This window comes from Paenibacillus sp. KACC 21273, assembly GCF_028736095.1.
Classification (GTDB): Bacteria; Bacillota; Bacilli; order Paenibacillales; family Paenibacillaceae; genus Saccharibacillus; species Saccharibacillus kyungheensis.
The window spans coordinates 819,909-839,016 of the sequence record NZ_CP117876.1; the positions used below are offsets into that span (position 1 = coordinate 819,909).

Consider the following 19,108-nt stretch of genomic DNA (forward strand, 5'->3'; position numbering starts at 1 on the left):
TGGGCTATATTTCATAGGGTAACGGAGACCTTGCGTTGCAACCGGAGGGATTGTTTGTGAGTGTCGACCTCAAAGATATGATGGTGTCACCGTACGATTACCAAAGTGATGAAGATCTTGTAGAAGCCGTCCGGCAAGGCGATTCTCAGGCACTAGAGTACTTGATTACCAAGTACAAAAATTTTGTGCGTGCGAAAGCCCGATCTTACTTTTTGATTGGTGCAGATCGTGAGGATATTGTGCAAGAAGGTATGATTGGCCTGTACAAGTCGATTCGTGACTTTAAAGGTGATAAACTTTCTTCATTCAAAGCCTTTGCTGAATTATGCATTACTCGTCAGATTATTACAGCTATTAAGACGGCAACACGGCAAAAGCATATTCCGCTCAATTCGTATGTGTCACTAGACAAACCAATCTATGATGAAGATTCTGATCGTACCCTGCTTGATGTCATTTGCGGTTCTCAGGTATCTGATCCCGAAGAGCTAGTCATTAACAAGGAAGAGTTCGTAGGATTGGAAGACAAGATGTCTGAGATTTTGAGTGATTTAGAACGAAAAGTTCTAATGCTCTATCTGGATGGTCGTTCGTATCAGGAAATTGCTGTTGATCTTTGTCGTCATGTCAAGTCTATTGATAATGCACTACAACGTGTCAAACGTAAACTGGAACGCTATCTCGAAGTACGTGATAATTGAATCCGGAAGCAATCAAGTAAAGACTCTTACTCTGGAGTCTTTTTTATTTTCCAAATGATGTATTGAAATAGTAACCCTATGAATGGAAAATATTTGTTGGTCGTTGTGCTTTATTCGTTGACAGGGTTGGAGCGCTATGATAAAGTGTTTTAGGTAGGCCTAATTTCGCCTGCTCTTAAATGTGTCAATCTTTGTTATATTGCAAAATTAATGCATTTAAAGCAAGTGTAACCACCCTGACCGCATGGGATGCGGAATGCACTAGTTCCAGAACTTGTGATTCTCATCATGTAACCAGATAGTCTTTTGGAGGTGTAGTCGTGGCACGAAGCTTCAAGTCTGTGTTTTCCTTTTTCTCCGAAAGCTGGGCTGAACTTAAAAAGGTTCGCTGGCCTAATCGTAAAGAGCTGACTAACTATACTCTTATCGTTATTGGTACGATTTTGTTTGTCGCCATTTATTTTTGGGTTCTAGACATCGGCATTTCCGCTGTGATCGAAGCGATAATTTAAGAAGGGTTCCAGGTGGCTTGATATGGAAAAAAGATGGTACGTCGTTCATACCTATTCAGGGTATGAGAACAAAGTCAAAGCCAATTTAGAAAAACGCGTTGAGTCTATGGGCATGGAAGACAAAATTTTCCGCGTTCTTGTTCCTATGGAAGAAGAAGTGGTAAACAAAGACGGTAAGAAAAAAACCGTTATGCGTAAAGTTTACCCCGGTTATGTTCTTGTCGAAATGGTTCAAACTGACGATTCTTGGTATGTTGTGCGTAATACTCCTGGTGTAACTGGCTTTGTCGGTTCAACAGGTGCTGGCTCTAAGCCAACCGCATTATTACCGGAAGAAGTAGAACAAATTCTCAAACACATGGGTATGGATGAGCCGAAGGAAACTATTGAATTCGACGTTAAAGAATCTGTACGCATTAAAGTTGGACCGTTTGCGAACTTTGTTGGCTCCGTGGAAGAAATTTTGGTTGAAAAGAGCAAGCTGAGAGTACATGTTAACATGTTCGGACGGGAAACCCCGCTTGAGCTAGATTATACTCAAGTGGAAAAGATATAGTAGGTTTCTAGGATGACACGGGGAATCGTTGATGATCTTGTATCACAATGGCTCCTGATCAGTGCTTCCAGTTTTACCGTAATTATATGAGGATTACGATTTTCATATAATGCGGCGTTTTGCGTGGGAGGGCAGCAATGTCCGTCTACCACTATTCGCAAGGAGGTGTTTTACATGGCTAAAAAGGTAATCAAAATGGTGAAACTGCAAATTCCAGCGGGTAAAGCGAATCCGGCTCCTCCAGTAGGTCCGGCATTGGGTCAAGCAGGTGTCAACATCATGGCATTCTGTAAAGAATTCAACGCTCGTACAGCTGATCAAGCAGGTTTGATCATTCCGGTTGAAATCACAGTGTTTGAAGATCGTTCTTTCACTTTCATCACTAAAACTCCACCGGCTGCAGTTCTTTTGAAAGTTGCTGCTAAGATCGAAAAAGGATCTGGCGAACCTAACAAGAAAAAAGTTGCAGTTGTTAAACGTTCCGCAGTTCGTGAAATTGCAGAACAAAAAATGCCTGACTTGAATGCAGCGTCCGTAGAAGCGGCGATGTTGATGGTTGAAGGTACAGCACGTAGCATGGGTATCACGATCGAAGACTAATTCACTCTTGTAGTGAATAGTCTCAGTACTGAGTTCATTTATGAACCCAGTAGTTGTGGGAGGAATATCCGCTAATACCACAAAGGAGGAATATAAAATGGCTAAACACGGTAAAAAATATTTAGAAGCTGTTAAGCTTATTGATAGCGAAGCAACTTACGAGCCTTCAGAAGCTGTTGAACTAGTGAAAAAGGCATCTACTGCAAAATTCGACGAAACTGTTGAAGCAGCAGTACGTTTGGGCGTAGACCCACGTAAACAAGACCAAGCTGTTCGTGGTGTAGTTGTATTGCCACACGGTACTGGTAAAACTCAACGTGTCTTGGTATTCGCTAAAGGAGAAAAAGCAAAAGAAGCAGAAGCTGCTGGAGCTGATTTCGTAGGCGATCAAGATATGATTAACAAAATCCAACAAGGATGGTTCGAATTTGATGTCTGCGTAGCTACGCCTGACATGATGAGCGAAGTTGGTAAATTGGGTCGTTTGCTTGGTGGTAAAGGTCTTATGCCTAACCCTAAAGCCGGCACAGTAACATTCGACGTTACCAAAGCTGTTCAAGAAATCAAAGCTGGTAAAATCGAATACCGTCTAGACAAAGCAGGACAAATTCACGCTCCTATCGGTAAAGTATCTTTCAGTTCTGAGCAATTGAACGATAACCTTTCTGCACTTGTTGAAGCTCTTAACCGTGCTAAACCTGCTGCTGCAAAAGGTGTTTACCTTAAAAACATTGCGATTTCTTCGACAATGGGACCAAGCGCACGCATCAACGCTTCTACTTACAGATAATTAGTTGTTGACAATAGTTAATATACTTGATATTATGTAAAAGTTGTGAAAATGCTTGAACTTTGTACTTGCATTTACATTTGAATATGTTTAACCGTAGACAGTAGGTGCTGTAACAGGCTTAATTTCCTACCGAGGTGTTATGATAGAATACCGGATACTTGGGAGCGCAGATTAGTCTGCGTCTCGGTTCCGCTCAATCAAGCCTTCGTCATTCTGCGGGGGCTTTTTTTAATGTCCGTGTAGGAAAGTCTTTTCTTCTGACTTCTACGGAAACAGAGAAAAGCTAGAATACGATCAGGAGGTGTCCAATTTGGCAAACGCAAAAGTAATCCAAGCAAAACAAGAAGCGGTAGAAGTTGTAGCAAGTAAATTGCGCGAAAGCACAACTACAGTTGTAGCTGACTATCGTGGTCTAAACGTAGCTCAAGTTACAGAATTACGTAAGCAATTACGTGAAGCTGGAGTTGAATTCCAAGTATTGAAAAATACATTGGTTCGTCGTGCTACTGAATCTGCTGATCTTGCTGGTTTGAATGAAATTCTTACCGGTCCTACTGCTATTGCTTTCAGTAAAGATGATGCAATTGCTCCAGCTAAAATTTTGAATGACTTCGCTAAGAAAAACGATGCTCTTCAATTAAAAGGTGGAGTGGTTGAAGGACGTATTGTTGGAGCTGAAGAAATCAAAGCGTTGGCAGAATTGCCATCACGCGAAGGTTTGTTGTCTATGCTTCTCAGCGTGCTTCAAGCACCAATGCGCGGTTTTGCACTGGCTGTCAAAGCTGTTGCAGAAAAAGAAGAGCAAAGCGCGTAAGCTTTTTGCTCAACCGTTACATTTGTTTAACAGATATAACGATGGCTGTGTGATCAGCTAAAATTGATTTAAAAATAAAACCATTATATGGAGGGTTTACAAATGAGTAACGAACAAATCCTTGAAGCCATCAAAGGCATGACAGTTCTTGAATTAAACGATCTTGTAAAAGCAATTGAAGAAGAATTCGGCGTAACTGCTGCTGCTCCTGTAGCTGCTGCTGGTGGCGCTGGTGGCGGAGAAGCTGCTGCTGAGCAAACAGAATTCGAAGTTATCTTGACTTCTGCTGGCGGATCTAAAATCAACGTAATCAAAGCAGTACGCGAAATCACTGGTCTTGGCTTGAAAGAAGCTAAAGAAGTAGTAGATAACGCTCCTAAAGCAATCAAAGAAAACGTTGCTAAAGAAGAAGCTGATTCTATCAAAGAAAAATTAGAAGCAGCTGGCGCATCTGTAGAAGTAAAATAAGAGTTTTTTTCTTATTTTCGGCAAACCCCTTGAATTCGTTCAAGGGGTTTGTTTTGTAGATCAGCTTGAAAAGAGGGAGCGGAGAATATGGGAGACCATTATTATTCCAATCAGCCAGGAGCGGCACACGATCGGCGAGTCCTGGAAGCAACCTTGCGAGGTAAAGTATTTCGTTTTACAAGCGATGCTGGTGTTTTTTCCAAAACAGGCATTGATTATGGAAGTCGTGTATTGATTGAGGCGATGGATATTCATGAAGATGCTCAAGTGTTAGATGTAGGTTGCGGGTATGGACCTATGGGGTTATCTGCTGCTTATCTTGCTGCTAAAGGTCATGTGACAATGATTGATGTAAACGAAAGAGCTGTTCAATTAGCAAAAGAAAATGCAAAGTTGAATGGGATCACAAACGTAACTATTTTGGAAAGTGATTTGTTTAGTTCAGTCAAAGGGAAGATGTTTGATGTGATTCTAACCAATCCACCTATTCGTGCAGGTAAATCAACAGTTCATACTATTTTTGAAGAGGCTTTTGAACATTTGAATACAAATGGCACATTGTGGATTGTGATTCAGAAGAAGCAAGGTGCACCTTCAGCCAAAGCTAAATTAGAAGAACTGTTTGAAACGGTAGAGGAAGTAACAAAGGATAAAGGCTATCGGATTTTTAAAGCGACAAAATAAAAGTTGCTTTAGGATCATTGACTCGAAGTTCTGAACGTGGTATGATTACAAAATGTCAGTATTAAGATGCCCTTCTTGGCTTTAGTTTTCTGAAATAATCATGAAAATTATTCATCCACGAAGGTGTTTAGTATTGTCTATAATCGTATATTAAGGGGTATTTCGGTCAATTTCAACCGTTATACAGCATTCAAATGTGTAATCACATGCGTTGATAGCTGATGCTGCTCTTTTTTCGAAAGCATTCGATAAGGGCTTTTCTCTATTTAATGGATGTGAACTTCTATGTATGCACCTATTATACGTGATCCAAACAGTAGTTCGCAATGAAATTTTTAAGCGAGTAGACATTAAGGGGTGAGTTTAAGTTGGCAGGACATCTTGTTCAATATGGTCGACGCACTCGGCGAAGTTATGCACGAATTAACGAAGTTCTTGAAGTACCTAACCTGATCGAAATCCAACAAAAATCATATCAGTGGTTTTTGGAAGAAGGTTTGCGCGAAATGTTTCACGATATCTCGCCAATCCAAGATTTTACAGGCAATTTGGTTCTTGAGTTCATCGATTACAGCCTTGGTGAGCCGAAATATACAGTAGACGACGCAAAAGAGCGTGACGTTACTTATTCTGCTCCACTTCGGGTAAAAGTCCGTCTCATCAACAAAGAAACGGGTGAAGTCAAAGAGCAGGAAGTATTTATGGGTGATTTCCCGTTGATGACGGAAACCGGTACCTTTGTTATTAATGGTGCAGAACGGGTTATTGTCAGCCAGTTGGTTCGCTCTCCCAGCGTCTATTTCAGCACTAAAGTCGATAAGAATGGTAAAACATCATATACTGCTACAGTTATTCCTAACCGTGGCGCGTGGCTTGAACTTGAAATGGATGCTAAGGATATCATTTATGTTCGTATTGACCGTACTCGTAAGATTCCAGTTACGGTACTACTACGGGCACTTGGATTCGGTACAGATGCTGAAATCTTAGACCTACTTGGTAATGATGAATATATCCGCAATACTTTAGATAAAGATAACACGGATTCCACTGACAAAGCGCTGATTGAAATTTATGAGCGTTTGCGTCCAGGTGAACCACCAACTCTCGACAATGCGAAAAGCTTGTTAGTAGCACGTTTCTTTGATCCAAAACGCTATGACCTTGCTAACGTAGGTCGTTACAAAATCAACAAAAAACTCCACATCAAAAACCGTCTATTCAACCAACGTTTGGCTGAGACGCTTATTGATACGGATACAGGCGAAATTATTGCTGAAGCTGGACAAATGGTAGACCGTCGTCTTTTAGACGAAATTATGCCGTATTTGGAAGGCGATTTGAATCATAAAACATATCATGTGGCTGGCGGCGTATTGGATGATAATGATATCCCAATGCAAAGCATCAATGTATTCTCTCCAATCGAAGATGGTAAAGTCGTTACTTTGATTGCGAACGGAATTATTGATAAAACAGTTAAAAATATTACTCCAGCTGATATTATCGCTTCAATCAGTTATTTCTTGAACTTGTTGAACGGTATTGGCGATACAGATGATATCGATCACTTGGGTAACCGTCGTTTGCGTTCTGTAGGTGAGCTTTTACAAAACCAATTCCGTATCGGTTTGTCCCGTATGGAACGTGTGGTTCGTGAAAGAATGTCTATTCAAGATGCTAACGTCATTACACCACAAGCTTTGATCAATATACGTCCTGTTATTGCATCGATCAAAGAGTTCTTCGGTAGCTCCCAGCTTTCACAGTTTATGGACCAAACGAACCCATTAGGTGAATTGACGCACAAACGTCGTTTATCTGCTTTGGGACCCGGCGGTTTGACTCGTGAACGCGCAGGCTTTGAAGTTCGTGACGTCCATCACAGTCACTATGGCCGTATGTGTCCGATCGAAACTCCAGAGGGACCGAATATCGGTTTGATTAACTCCTTGTCTACATTTGCACGTATTAATGAGTATGGCTTTATTGAAGCTCCATACCGTCGTGTAGATCCGAAGACAAACCGTGTTACAGATCAAATTGATTATTTGACTGCTGATGAAGAAGATAACTATGTTGTCGCTCAGGCGAATGCAGCATTGAATGAAGACGGATCTTTCGCTGAAGAAATGGTTATCGTTCGTTATAACAAACAAGCGGATAACATTTTGCCAATGCCAAATGAACGTGTTGATTATATGGACGTATCTCCTAAACAGGTTGTGTCTGTAGCAACAGCATTGATTCCTTTCTTGGAAAATGATGACTCCAACCGTGCATTGATGGGTTCTAACATGCAGCGTCAGGCTGTTCCTTTGCTTATTCCTAAAGCGCCACTAGTTGGTACAGGTATGGAGCACAAAGCAGCTAAAGATTCAGGCGTTTGTATCGTAAGTAAACATGATGGAATCGTTGAACGCTCTACTGCTAACGAGATTACAGTACGTCGTATTGAAGTCGTAGATGGCAAAGAAGTAAAAGGCGATCTTATTAAACATAAATTACACAAATTTATGAGATCGAATCAGGGAACTTGTATCAATCAACGTCCAATCGTTAAAACAGGCGATTACATCAAAAAAGGAGATATCCTTGCTGATGGTCCTTCGACTGAGATGGGCGAGATTGCATTAGGACGTAACGTAGTCGTTGCCTTCATGACTTGGGAAGGTTACAACTATGAAGATGCGATCCTATTGAGTGAAAAACTTGTTAAAGAAGATGTATACACTTCGATTCATATCGAGGAATACGAATCTGAAGCTCGTGATACTAAACTTGGACCTGAAGAAATCACACGTGATATTCCTAACGTTGGTGAAGAAGCACTTAAAAACCTTGACGAACGCGGAATTATTCGTATCGGTGCTGAAATTGCTGCTGGTGATATTCTTGTTGGTAAAGTAACTCCTAAAGGTGTAACTGAACTAACTGCTGAAGAACGCCTTCTGCACGCTATCTTTGGTGAAAAAGCTCGTGAAGTTCGCGACACTAGTCTTCGTGTACCGCATGGTACAGATGGTATTGTTGTAGACGTTAAAGTGTTCACTAGAGAAAATGGCGATGAGTTGCCACCGGGTGTTAATCACTTGGTACGTGCGTACATTGCTCAAAAACGTAAAATCTCTGAAGGCGATAAAATGGCGGGACGACATGGTAACAAAGGTGTTGTAGCACGTATTTTGCCAGAAGAAGATATGCCGTTTATGCCTGATGGTACTCCAGTACAAGTTGTATTGAACCCACTAGGTGTACCTTCCCGTATGAACATTGGTCAGATTCTTGAAGTCCATTTAGGTATGGCTTCGATGAAACTGGGTATTCATGTTGCTACACCAGTATTTGATGGAGCAAAAGAGTACGATGTATTTGATACGATGGAAGAAGCAGGTATGCAACGTAATGGTAAAACGATCCTTTACGATGGTAGAACCGGTGAAGAATTTGAACGTGAAGTAACTGTTGGTGTCATGCACATGATCAAGCTGGCACACATGGTTGATGATAAAATCCATGCTCGTTCTACAGGTCCTTACTCTTTGGTTACGCAACAGCCGCTGGGTGGTAAAGCTCAGTTTGGTGGACAGCGTTTCGGGGAGATGGAAGTATGGGCACTTGAAGCTTATGGTGCTGCATATACTCTACAAGAAATCCTTACAGTCAAATCCGATGATGTCGTTGGTCGTGTGAAAACATACGAATCCATCGTTAAAGGCGAGAATGTTCCTGAACCAGGCGTTCCTGAGTCATTCAAAGTTCTAATCAAAGAATTGCAAAGTTTGGGTATGGATGTCAAAATTCTCAACGAAAATGAGAATGAGATTGAAATGCGAGAATTGGATGATGAAGAAGAGACTAGCACGAACGATAAGCTAAGTCTTAATCTAGAAGGTTCTGAAGTCGGAGCCGAGTAACTATTGCCACTACACATTCCCTATGTGATCTAACAATGAAGGTAGACCGGAGATTTATCCCGGTCTATCCCTTATTGGTGAGATCATGTTTTGGGATTTATACAGCTTTTGATAAGAATGACAATAAACAGGATTTGGCCTTAGGAGGGGTGTCTTTTGATAGACGTTAACAATTTCGAATTTATGAAAATTGGGCTAGCTTCCCCAGACAAAATTCGTTCTTGGTCCCGCGGAGAAGTTAAAAAACCGGAGACAATCAACTATCGTACGCTTAAACCAGAGAAAGACGGGTTGTTCTGTGAACGTATTTTTGGACCAACCAAAGACTGGGAATGCCACTGCGGTAAATACAAACGTGTACGTTACAAAGGCGTAGTCTGTGATCGTTGCGGCGTTGAAGTAACACGCGCTAAAGTACGTCGCGAACGTATGGGACACATTGAGCTTGCTGCTCCTGTATCTCACATTTGGTATTTCAAAGGTATTCCAAGCCGTATGGGCCTAGCACTTGATATGTCTCCACGTTCTTTGGAAGAAGTAATTTACTTCGCATCTTATGTTGTTACTGATCCAGGTGAGACTCCACTGGAGAAAAAACAACTTTTATCTGAAAAAGAATACCGTAGCTACCGTGAAAAATACGGTCATGGTTTCCATGCAGGTATGGGTGCAGAAGCGATTAAAAGATTGCTTCAAGACCTTGATATCGATAAAGAACTAGAATTTTTACGTGAAGAGCTACGTACTGCTCAAGGTCAACGTCGTAATCGTGCGATCAAACGCCTTGAAGTTATCGAAGCATTCCGTAACTCTGGTAACTTCCCTGATTGGATGATCATGGACGTATTGCCAGTTATCCCTCCAGAACTTCGTCCGATGGTACAGTTGGATGGTGGACGTTTTGCGACGTCTGACTTGAATGATTTGTATCGTCGTGTAATTAACCGTAATAACCGTCTTAAACGTTTATTGGATCTAGGCGCGCCTGACATTATCGTACAAAATGAGAAACGTATGCTTCAAGAAGCTGTCGATGCTCTTATTGATAATGGTCGTCGTGGTCGTCCAGTAACAGGACCAGGTAACCGTCCATTGAAATCTCTTAGCCATATGCTAAAAGGTAAACAAGGACGTTTCCGTCAGAACTTACTAGGTAAACGTGTCGATTATTCTGGTCGTTCGGTTATCGTTGTAGGTCCTTACCTGAAAATGTACCAATGTGGTCTTCCAAAAGAGATGGCACTAGAGTTATTCAAACCTTTCGTTATGAAAGAATTGGTTAACAAAGGTCTTGCTCATAATATCAAGAGCGCAAAACGCAAAGTAGAACGTGTAAGTCCAGAAGTATGGGATGTACTAGAAGAAGTAATCAAAGAACATCCAGTTCTTCTAAACCGCGCACCTACGCTGCATAGACTTGGTATTCAAGCATTTGAACCTATTTTGGTTGAAGGACGCGCTATTCGTCTTCACCCACTTGTATGTACAGCATATAATGCTGACTTTGATGGTGACCAAATGGCGGTTCACGTACCATTGTCTGCTGAAGCGCAAGCCGAAGCACGCATCTTGATGCTTGCATCTGGTAACATTTTGAACCCTAAAGATGGTAAACCAGTTGTTACTCCTTCACAGGATATGGTCTTAGGCTCATTCTATCTAACAATGGATAACGATGAAGCTAAAGGTTCTGGTATGATCCTGCGTACAGTAAATGAAGCAGTATCTGGTTATCAACGTGGTGTAGCTTCATTGCATGCTCGTGTAGCAATCCCTGTTAAAGCGTTGAACAAAACAAGCTTTACAGAGAAGCAACAAACAGGAATGATGGTAACAACTATCGGACGAATTATCTTTAACGAGATTTTCCCTGAATCATTCCCGTACATCAATGAGCCAACACGTCGTAACTTGTTCCAAGGTACACCGGATCATTACTTTATCTATGATAAAGGCGTAAATATCCGTGAATTTATCAGTAGTGTTCCTCAAACAGGCGCTATCGGTAAAGAGTATTTGGGTTCAATTATCGCTCGTTGTTTTGAAATTTACCATACAACATTAACATCTATGATTTTGGATAAAATCAAGCAACTTGGATTCACTTATTCTACGCGTGCAGGTATTACTGTTGGTGTATCTGACGTTATTGTTCCTGTTGAAAAACAAGGAATTTTGGATGAGTCTGATAAAAAAGTTGCTGTTATTACGAATCAATACCGTCGTGGTTTGATTACGAATGAAGAGCGTTATGATCGTGTTATTGAGATCTGGTCTCGTACGAAGGACGATATTACAGAAGTTCTTATGAAATCAATGGATCGCTATAACTCTATTATGCTTATGGTTGACTCCAAAGCTCGTGGTAACAAATCGCAGATCACTCAGCTTGGTGGTATGCGCGGTCTGATGGCGAATCCATCCGGTCGTATTATCGAACTTCCTATCAAATCGAACTTCCGTGAAGGTCTGACAGTACTAGAGTACTTCCTTTCTACTCACGGAGCGCGTAAAGGTTTGGCGGATACAGCACTTCGTACCGCTGACTCAGGTTACCTAACTCGTCGTCTAGTTGACGTAGCACAAGATGTAATCGTACGTGAAGAAGATTGCGGAACAGATAAAGGTTTCACTGTAAGCCGTATTCAAGATGGTAAAGAAGTTATTGAAGATCTATACGATCGTTTAGAAGGTCGCTATTGCTTCGAAACTGTTCGCCATCCACAAACAGGTGAGATTCTTGCTCGTCGTAACGAATTACTTGATTCGGATAAAGCTGAAGCAATCGTTGAAGCTGGAGTTGAAAAACTTCAAATCCGTTCAGTGCTTAGTTGTCGTGCAAAACACGGAGTATGTAAAACATGTTACGGTCGTAACCTTGCTACTGGTAAACACGTTGAGATTGGTGAAGCAGTTGGTATTATTGCAGCACAATCTATCGGTGAACCAGGAACACAGCTTACAATGCGTACGTTCCATACCGGTGGTGTTGCAGGAGACGATATTACTCAAGGTTTGCCGCGTATTCAAGAGCTTTTCGAAGCGCGTAATCCTAAAGGTCAAGCAATCATCAGTGAAATTGATGGTATTGTTAAAGAAATTCGTGAAGCTAAAGACCGTCGCGAAATCGAGGTTGAAGGTGAAGCGGAAACTAAAGTTTACCCTGTTACTTACGGTTCCCGCCTAAGAGTTAAAGAAGGTATGGAAATCGAAGCTGGGGATGAACTAACAGATGGTTCGATTGACCCTAAAGAAATGCTACGTATCAAAGGTATCCGTGGCGTACAAAACTATATCCTGCAAGAAGTACAACGTGTATATCGTAACCAGGGTGTAGAAATCAATGATAAGCACGTTGAAGTTATGATCAGACAGATGTTACGTAAAATCCGTATCATCGATGCTGGTGAAACAACATTGTTGCCAGGTTCATTTGTTGATATGTACGAATACGAGAATGCAAACAGAGTAGCAATCATGGCTGACAAAGAGCCAGCTGTTGCTAAACCAGTATTGCTTGGTATTACCAAAGCATCTCTGGAAACTGATTCCTTCTTGTCTGCGGCATCCTTCCAGGAGACAACTCGTGTCCTTACTGATGCAGCAATCAAAGGTAAAGTCGATAAATTACTTGGACTTAAAGAGAATGTTATTATCGGTAAGCTAATTCCAGCTGGTACAGGAATGAATCGTTACCGTAGCGTTCAATTTGAGGATGCAGACAAACTTGAACCAAAACAAGAAGGTCTGGAAACAGTAACTGTTGATTAATTAAAGAAGTAACTATAAAGTTATATTGCTCATTCATATGTGGCTAAACTGAATAATGATTATATTATTCAGTTTTAGCTGCGGTTTAATGAGTGTGATAAGACAATATAACAATTATTTATCAAATAGAATTATAGTTATCTATTGACAGTATCCTTTAGCTAATGGTACTATAGCAAAGGTGCGTGAATAGAGTGCTGATCCCTGATCTTTTGGAGGAAATCGGAAGATGACTAATGACAAAGGATTAAAGGATGCCCGGATCAAAGTAGGCACGAAGCAAACTATGCGGATGGTCGAGACGGGTCAAGCTGAAGAAGTCTATGTTGCGCAGGATGCGGAAAATCATCTCATCTCGAAAATCGTTCAATTATGCTCGACTCATTCTGTTAAAATCACTTATGTGGATACAATGAAAGAATTGGGCAAAGCTTGCGGAATCGAAGTGGGAACTGCTATGGCCGTTGTCCTTAAATAATGCAATCAGGAATGTTTTTGCTGGTCGTGAGTGGCAGGCAAAGGCTTTTCATTTGTTCTTTTATGAACCACCTGGGTCTGTGGACTTAATATATGGTTTATATTGGAACTACAAATATGGGAAGGGGGTGGCAACACAATGCCAACTATTAATCAATTAGTCCGTAAAGGACGTCAAGCAAAAATTGAGAAATCAAAATCACCTGCACTTCAAAAAGGGTACAATGCTTTGAAACGTCAAGAGACGAACATTAGCGCTCCACAAAAACGTGGTGTATGTACTCGTGTAGGTACTATGACTCCAAAAAAACCGAACTCCGCACTTCGTAAGTATGCTCGTGTTCGTTTAACGAACCGTATCGAGGTTACTGCTTACATTCCAGGTATCGGTCATAACCTTCAAGAACACAGCGTGGTACTTATCCGCGGTGGACGGGTTAAAGATTTACCAGGGGTTCGTTATCATATCGTTCGTGGTGCTTTGGATACAGCAGGCGTAAACAATCGTATGCAATCACGTTCAAAATACGGTACAAAACGTCCGAAAGAGAAAAAATAATTCGTTAGCGCAGACCACTGCGCTGCATATCTAAGAAAGGGGGATAACCATGCCAAGAAAAGGTCCAGTAATGAAAAGAGACGTATTGCCAGATCCTATGTATAACAGCAAGTTGGTTACACGTTTGATCAACCGCATTATGGTCGACGGAAAGCGTGGGGTTGCTCAAAGCATCCTTTACAATTCTTTCAAATTGATTCAAGAACGTACAGGTAACGATCCTATGGAAGTATTTGAGGCGGCAATTAAGAACATCATGCCAGTTCTCGAAGTTAAAGCTCGCCGTGTAGGTGGCGCTAACTATCAAGTTCCGATCGAAGTTAAACCTGAAAGACGTACTACATTGGGACTTCGTTGGTTAGTGAACTATTCACGTAGCCGCGGAGAAAAAACAATGGAAGAACGTTTAGCAGCTGAAATCATTGATGCTTCTAACAATACAGGCGCAGCAGTGAAAAAACGCGAAGATACACACAAAATGGCTGAAGCGAATAAAGCATTCGCTCACTACCGCTGGTAGGATTAAAGCCTTTATTTCAAAAATTGATATTTTTGAAGGGAGCACCCATTCATGGCAAAAAGAGAGTTCTCCTTAGAAAATACACGTAATATTGGTATCATGGCTCATATCGATGCTGGTAAAACTACCACTACAGAACGTATCTTGTTCTATACAGGCCGTACGCACAAAATCGGTGAAGTTCACGAAGGCGCTGCTACAATGGACTGGATGGAACAAGAGCAAGAGCGCGGGATCACTATTACGTCCGCAGCTACTACGGCTCAGTGGAGAGGCTACCGCGTTAATATCATTGATACTCCAGGTCACGTTGACTTTACAGTTGAAGTTGAACGTTCCCTGCGTGTATTGGACGGAGCAGTAGGCGTATTTAGTGCAAAAGAGGGTGTAGAACCACAATCCGAGACTGTTTGGAGACAAGCAGATCGTTATGGTGTACCTCGTATAGCATATGTTAATAAAATGGATATTATTGGTGCTGACTACCTTAACGTTGTTAAAGACATGCGTGAACGTCTGCAAGCGAACGCAGTAGCGATTCAATTGCCTATCGGCGCAGAGAATGACTTCGTTGGTATTATCGATATCATCGAGCAAACAGCTATCGAATATCAAGATGATCTTGGACGCGATCCAGTATCTATCGAAATTCCAGAAGATCTTAAAGCAACAGTTGAAGAACTGCGTGCTGACTTGATCGAAAGAGTTGCAGAACTAGACGAAGATCTAATGATGAAATACCTTGAAGGAGAAGAGCCGACAGTCGCTGAGATTAAGGCTGCTCTACGTAAAGGTGTTTGTGACGTTAAAATCTTCCCTGTAATCTGTGGTTCTTCTTACCGTAACAAAGGTGTTCAACCTATGTTGGATGCTGTTATCGACTACCTTCCGGCTCCTACGGATGTACCGGCAATTAAAGGTTTGCACGAAGACGGCACAGAGGCAGTTCGTCATTCTTCGGATGAAGAGCCATTCTCTGCACTAGCGTTCAAAATTATGACAGACCCTTACGTGGGTAAACTTACGTTCTTCCGCGTATATTCTGGCGTATTGCAATCCGGTTCTTACGTTCTTAATGCTACTAAAGGCAAACGCGAACGTATTGGTCGTATCCTGCAAATGCATGCTAACGCTCGTCAAGAGATCAGCGAAGTTTTCTCCGGTGATATCGCGGCAGCTGTTGGTTTGAAAGATACAGGTACAGGTGATACACTGTGTGATGAGAAAGAAACTGTTATCTTGGAGTCAATGAACTTCCCTGATCCAGTTATCGAACTCGCAGTTGAACCAAAAACAAAAGCTGACCAAGATAAAATGGGTATTGCTTTGTCCAAATTGACTGAAGAAGATCCAACTCTTCGTGCTCATACGGATGAAGAAACTGGCCAAACAATCTTGGCGGGTATGGGTGAGCTTCACCTTGAAATCATCGTTGACCGTATGCGTCGCGAATTCAAAGTGGACACTAACGTAGGTAAACCTCAGGTTGCTTATCGTGAAACATTCCGTCAACCAGCTCGCGTCGAGGGTAAATTTGTTCGTCAATCCGGTGGTCGTGGTCAATACGGTCATGTATGGGTTGAGTTCGAACCTCTTGAAGCAGGTACTGGTAGTCAGTTCGAAAGTAAAGTTGTCGGTGGTTCAGTACCAAGAGAATACATTGGTCCTGCACTACAAGGTATTGAAGAAGCTATGAAGAACGGTGTTCTTGCTGGTTTCCCACTAGTAGACGTAAAAGCTACTGTAGTGGACGGATCTTATCATGATGTCGATTCCAATGAGATGGCATTTAAAATTGCCGGATCTATGGCGCTTAAAGCTGCAAAAGACAAATGTCGTCCTGTATTGCTTGAGCCACTCATGAAAGTTGAAGTAACAGTACCTGAAGAATACATGGGTGATGTTATGGGTATGTTGAACTCTCGTCGTGGCCGTATCGAAGGTATGGATTCACGCGGTGGTACTCAAATCATTCGTGCAAAAGTACCTTTATCTGAAATGTTTGGATATTCCACAACACTTCGTTCTGGTACACAAGGTCGCGGTGTGTTCTCAATGGAACTTTCTCATTATGAAGAAGTACCTAAGAGCATCGCTGACGAAATCAGTTCCAAAGCAAACGGCTAAGTTCTTAATCCGTTTTCACTTCTGGAATGTACAGGAAGTAGCATGACTGCTCTCTGTACATTTCAAACTAAAATATAAACAACTCTACCTTCAAGGAGGCAACGTTTAACATGGCAAAGGCTAAATTTGAACGTAATAAAACGCACGTTAACATCGGAACTATTGGTCACGTCGATCATGGTAAAACAACTTTGACTGCTGCAATCACAACTGTATTGTCTAAAACTTACGGTGGTGCTGCTGTAGCATTTGATCAAATCGATAAAGCTCCAGAAGAGCGCGAACGCGGTATCACAATCTCAACTGCACACGTTGAGTACGAAACACCTAACCGTCACTATGCACACGTTGACTGCCCAGGTCACGCCGATTACGTTAAAAACATGATCACTGGTGCTGCACAAATGGACGGAGCGATCTTGGTTGTATCTGCAGCTGACGGTCCTATGCCACAAACTCGCGAGCACATCTTGTTGTCTCGTCAAGTAGGCGTACCTTACATCGTTGTATTCTTAAACAAATGCGACATGGTTGAAGACGAAGAGCTTTTGGAATTGGTTGAAATGGAAGTACGCGACCTTCTTAACGAATATGAGTTCCCTGGTGACGATACTCCAATCACTCGTGGATCTGCTCGTGAAGCATTGGCTAACCCTGATGGCGAATGGGCTAAAAAAATCGTTGAAATGTTTGAAGAAATCGATACTTACATTCCAGATCCAGAGCGCGACACTGACAAACCTTTCTTGATGCCTGTTGAGGATGTATTCTCGATCACTGGTCGTGGTACAGTTGCAACTGGTCGTGTAGAGCGTGGTACTGTTAAAGTCGGCGAAGAGATCGAAATCGTTGGTATCCATGAAGAAACTAAAAAATCCGTTGTTACAGGCGTAGAGATGTTCCGTAAATTGTTGGATTCCGCACAAGCGGGCGACAACATCGGCGCATTGTTGCGTGGTGTAGAGCGTAGCCAAATCGAACGTGGTCAAGTACTTTCTAAACCAGGTACTGTTAAACCTCATACTGAGTTCACTGCTCAAGTATACGTTTTGACTAAAGAAGAAGGCGGACGTCACAAACCTTTCTTCACTGGTTACCGTCCACAGTTCTACTTCCGTACAACTGACGTAACTGGCGTTATTTCTTTACCAGAAGGTACTGAAATGGTTATGCCTGGTGATAACATCACTGTTACTGTATCCCTAATCAATCCAATCGCGATTGAAGAAGGTACACGTTTCGCTATTCGCGAAGGTGGACGTACAGTAGGCGCTGGCGCTGTAGCATCTATCCAAAAATAATTAAATTTTCATTGTGAATCAGAAATGATTTGAAGATTTTAATATAAGCAACATTGTACTGTAACGAAGTAACATTGTACTGTAAACGAAAGACCAAATGAGGCCTGTTTCCTTATAAGGGAGACAGGTCTTATTTTTTTGTGTAAATGTTTCAAAAAAGACTTGCATAACTGTTTGTTATCATATACAATAATAAATGTTGTTCTGAGACGTTGCGATGACGTGAGAGGTTACCGACACACCCGGCTCCTTTGCCATGGACGGTATGCCGGAAAATTTTCACTGAGTATGTCCGATACCAAATTGGGCGATAGAAGGAGGGACTAAAAATGGCAAAGCAAAAAATTCGTATTCGTTTGAAAGCATACGATCATAGAATTCTTGATCAATCCGCAGAGAAAATCGTTGAAACAGCTAAACGTTCTGGCGCAGGAGTATCTGGACCAATTCCGCTTCCTACTGAAAAACAGATTATCACTGTTCTTCGTGCGGTTCATAAATACAAGGATTCTCGTGAGCAATTCGAGCAACGTACACATAAACGTTTGATCGATATTGTTAACCCAACTCCACAAACTGTGGATGCATTGATGCGTTTGGACTTACCGTCTGGCGTAGATATCGAAATTAAATTATAATCCACATAGATGTGGTAACACGTAAAATGAAAAGAGGTGTCAACATGAAAGGTATCTTAGGAAGAAAACTGGGTATGACTCAAGTCTTTACCGCGGAAGGTAACGTAATTCCTGTAACGGTTATCGAAGCTGGACCATGTGTGGTTCTGCAGAAGAAAAACCTGGAAAATGACGGATACGAAGCGGTACAAATCGGTTTTGCTGATAAAAAAGCAAGCAGATCTAACAAACCGGAAGCAGGACACGCTACTAAAGCGAATACTGTGCCTAAGCGCTACGTTCGCGAAATTCGCGGTGTTGACCTCGCTAATGTCGAGGTTGGCCAGGAACTCAAAGCAGACTTGTTTGCTCAAGGTGAGTTCGTTGACGTAACGGGTATTTCTAAAGGTAAAGGTTTTGCCGGCGTTATTAAACGTTGGGGCCAAAGCCGCGGACCAATGTCTCACGGTTCCCGTTATCATCGCAGACCAGGTTCAATGGGTTCTATCCAAGCGAACCGTGTACCGAAAGGTAAACGTCTGCCAGGTCACATGGGTCATGATACAGTAACGATCCAACGCCTCGAAGTTATCAGAGTAGATGCTGAACGTAACGTAATTCTCGTTAAAGGCTCTATCCCTGGTGCTAAAAATAGTTATGTAAAAGTAAGAGAAACGGTTAAAAAATAACC

At 41.8% G+C, this 19,108-nt stretch carries 17 protein-coding genes and 1 other annotated feature; all 17 genes read left to right on the plus strand.

Translation table 11 applies throughout. The annotated features are described in order from the left end of the window. The first annotated feature begins 56 nt into the window (after positions 1-56). The 17 genes from sigH to rplC all read left to right on the plus strand — a co-directional run bounded on the left by sigH (position 57) and on the right by rplC (position 19,106). A complete protein-coding gene (gene sigH / locus PQ460_RS03630; protein WP_069328338.1) occupies positions 57-701 on the plus strand; it encodes an RNA polymerase sporulation sigma factor SigH in 645 nt (214 codons plus the stop codon). Between the two features lie 320 nt (positions 702-1,021). Continuing rightward, the gene (secE, locus tag PQ460_RS03635; RefSeq protein ID WP_069328339.1) at positions 1,022-1,213 is read left to right on the plus strand and encodes a preprotein translocase subunit SecE; all 192 of its coding nucleotides are present in this window, start codon (positions 1,022-1,024) and stop codon (positions 1,211-1,213) included. A 22-nt stretch (positions 1,214-1,235) separates the two neighbouring features. Then, positions 1,236-1,769, plus strand: coding sequence for a transcription termination/antitermination protein NusG (gene nusG / locus PQ460_RS03640; RefSeq protein ID WP_204827258.1), 534 nt, complete (start codon positions 1,236-1,238; stop codon positions 1,767-1,769). Between the two features lie 174 nt (positions 1,770-1,943). Next, positions 1,944-2,369, plus strand: a complete 426-nt coding sequence (gene rplK / locus PQ460_RS03645; RefSeq protein WP_069328341.1) for a 50S ribosomal protein L11 — start codon at positions 1,944-1,946, stop codon at positions 2,367-2,369. Positions 2,370-2,466: 97 nt separating this feature from the next. Continuing rightward, positions 2,467-3,159, plus strand: a complete 693-nt coding sequence (rplA, locus tag PQ460_RS03650; RefSeq protein ID WP_273613667.1) for a 50S ribosomal protein L1 — start codon at positions 2,467-2,469, stop codon at positions 3,157-3,159. A gap of 76 nt (positions 3,160-3,235) precedes the next feature. After that, positions 3,236-3,400: a sequence feature (ribosomal protein L10 leader region), on the plus strand. Positions 3,401-3,472: 72 nt separating this feature from the next. Next, positions 3,473-3,976, plus strand: a complete 504-nt coding sequence (rplJ, locus tag PQ460_RS03655; RefSeq protein WP_273613666.1) for a 50S ribosomal protein L10 — start codon at positions 3,473-3,475, stop codon at positions 3,974-3,976. Positions 3,977-4,078: 102 nt separating this feature from the next. Next, complete coding sequence (rplL, locus tag PQ460_RS03660) at positions 4,079-4,444, plus strand: 50S ribosomal protein L7/L12 (RefSeq protein ID WP_273613665.1); 366 nt, start codon at positions 4,079-4,081, stop codon at positions 4,442-4,444. A gap of 87 nt (positions 4,445-4,531) precedes the next feature. Further along, the gene (locus tag PQ460_RS03665) at positions 4,532-5,128 is read left to right on the plus strand and encodes a class I SAM-dependent methyltransferase (protein ID WP_273613664.1); all 597 of its coding nucleotides are present in this window, start codon (positions 4,532-4,534) and stop codon (positions 5,126-5,128) included. Positions 5,129-5,496: 368 nt separating this feature from the next. After that, on the plus strand, positions 5,497-9,045 hold the full coding sequence (gene rpoB / locus PQ460_RS03670) for a DNA-directed RNA polymerase subunit beta (protein ID WP_204827263.1): 3,549 nt from the start codon (positions 5,497-5,499) through the stop codon (positions 9,043-9,045). 156 nt (positions 9,046-9,201) lie between these two features. Then, positions 9,202-12,816 carry a DNA-directed RNA polymerase subunit beta' gene (gene rpoC / locus PQ460_RS03675; protein WP_204827264.1) on the plus strand — a complete coding sequence of 1,205 codons (3,615 nt, stop codon included), beginning with the start codon at positions 9,202-9,204 and terminating at the stop codon, positions 12,814-12,816. A gap of 229 nt (positions 12,817-13,045) precedes the next feature. Further along, on the plus strand, positions 13,046-13,294 hold the full coding sequence (locus PQ460_RS03680) for a ribosomal L7Ae/L30e/S12e/Gadd45 family protein (protein WP_069328348.1): 249 nt from the start codon (positions 13,046-13,048) through the stop codon (positions 13,292-13,294). A gap of 138 nt (positions 13,295-13,432) precedes the next feature. Beyond that, positions 13,433-13,852 carry a 30S ribosomal protein S12 gene (gene rpsL / locus PQ460_RS03685; protein ID WP_069328349.1) on the plus strand — a complete coding sequence of 140 codons (420 nt, stop codon included), beginning with the start codon at positions 13,433-13,435 and terminating at the stop codon, positions 13,850-13,852. Between the two features lie 49 nt (positions 13,853-13,901). Beyond that, on the plus strand, positions 13,902-14,372 hold the full coding sequence (gene rpsG, locus PQ460_RS03690) for a 30S ribosomal protein S7 (protein WP_069328350.1): 471 nt from the start codon (positions 13,902-13,904) through the stop codon (positions 14,370-14,372). Positions 14,373-14,423: 51 nt separating this feature from the next. Continuing rightward, positions 14,424-16,499 (plus strand): elongation factor G, encoded by a 2,076-nt coding sequence (fusA, locus tag PQ460_RS03695; RefSeq protein ID WP_273613663.1) that lies wholly within the window; start codon positions 14,424-14,426, stop codon positions 16,497-16,499. A gap of 110 nt (positions 16,500-16,609) precedes the next feature. After that, entirely contained in the window at positions 16,610-17,800 is a 1,191-nt protein-coding gene (gene tuf, locus PQ460_RS03700; protein ID WP_204827267.1) for an elongation factor Tu, read from the plus strand. Positions 17,801-18,129: 329 nt separating this feature from the next. Continuing rightward, positions 18,130-18,438, plus strand: a complete 309-nt coding sequence (gene rpsJ / locus PQ460_RS03705; RefSeq protein WP_028609655.1) for a 30S ribosomal protein S10 — start codon at positions 18,130-18,132, stop codon at positions 18,436-18,438. Positions 18,439-18,482: 44 nt separating this feature from the next. Next, on the plus strand, positions 18,483-19,106 hold the full coding sequence (gene rplC, locus PQ460_RS03710) for a 50S ribosomal protein L3 (protein ID WP_274171828.1): 624 nt from the start codon (positions 18,483-18,485) through the stop codon (positions 19,104-19,106). Positions 19,107-19,108: the final 2 nt, after the last annotated feature.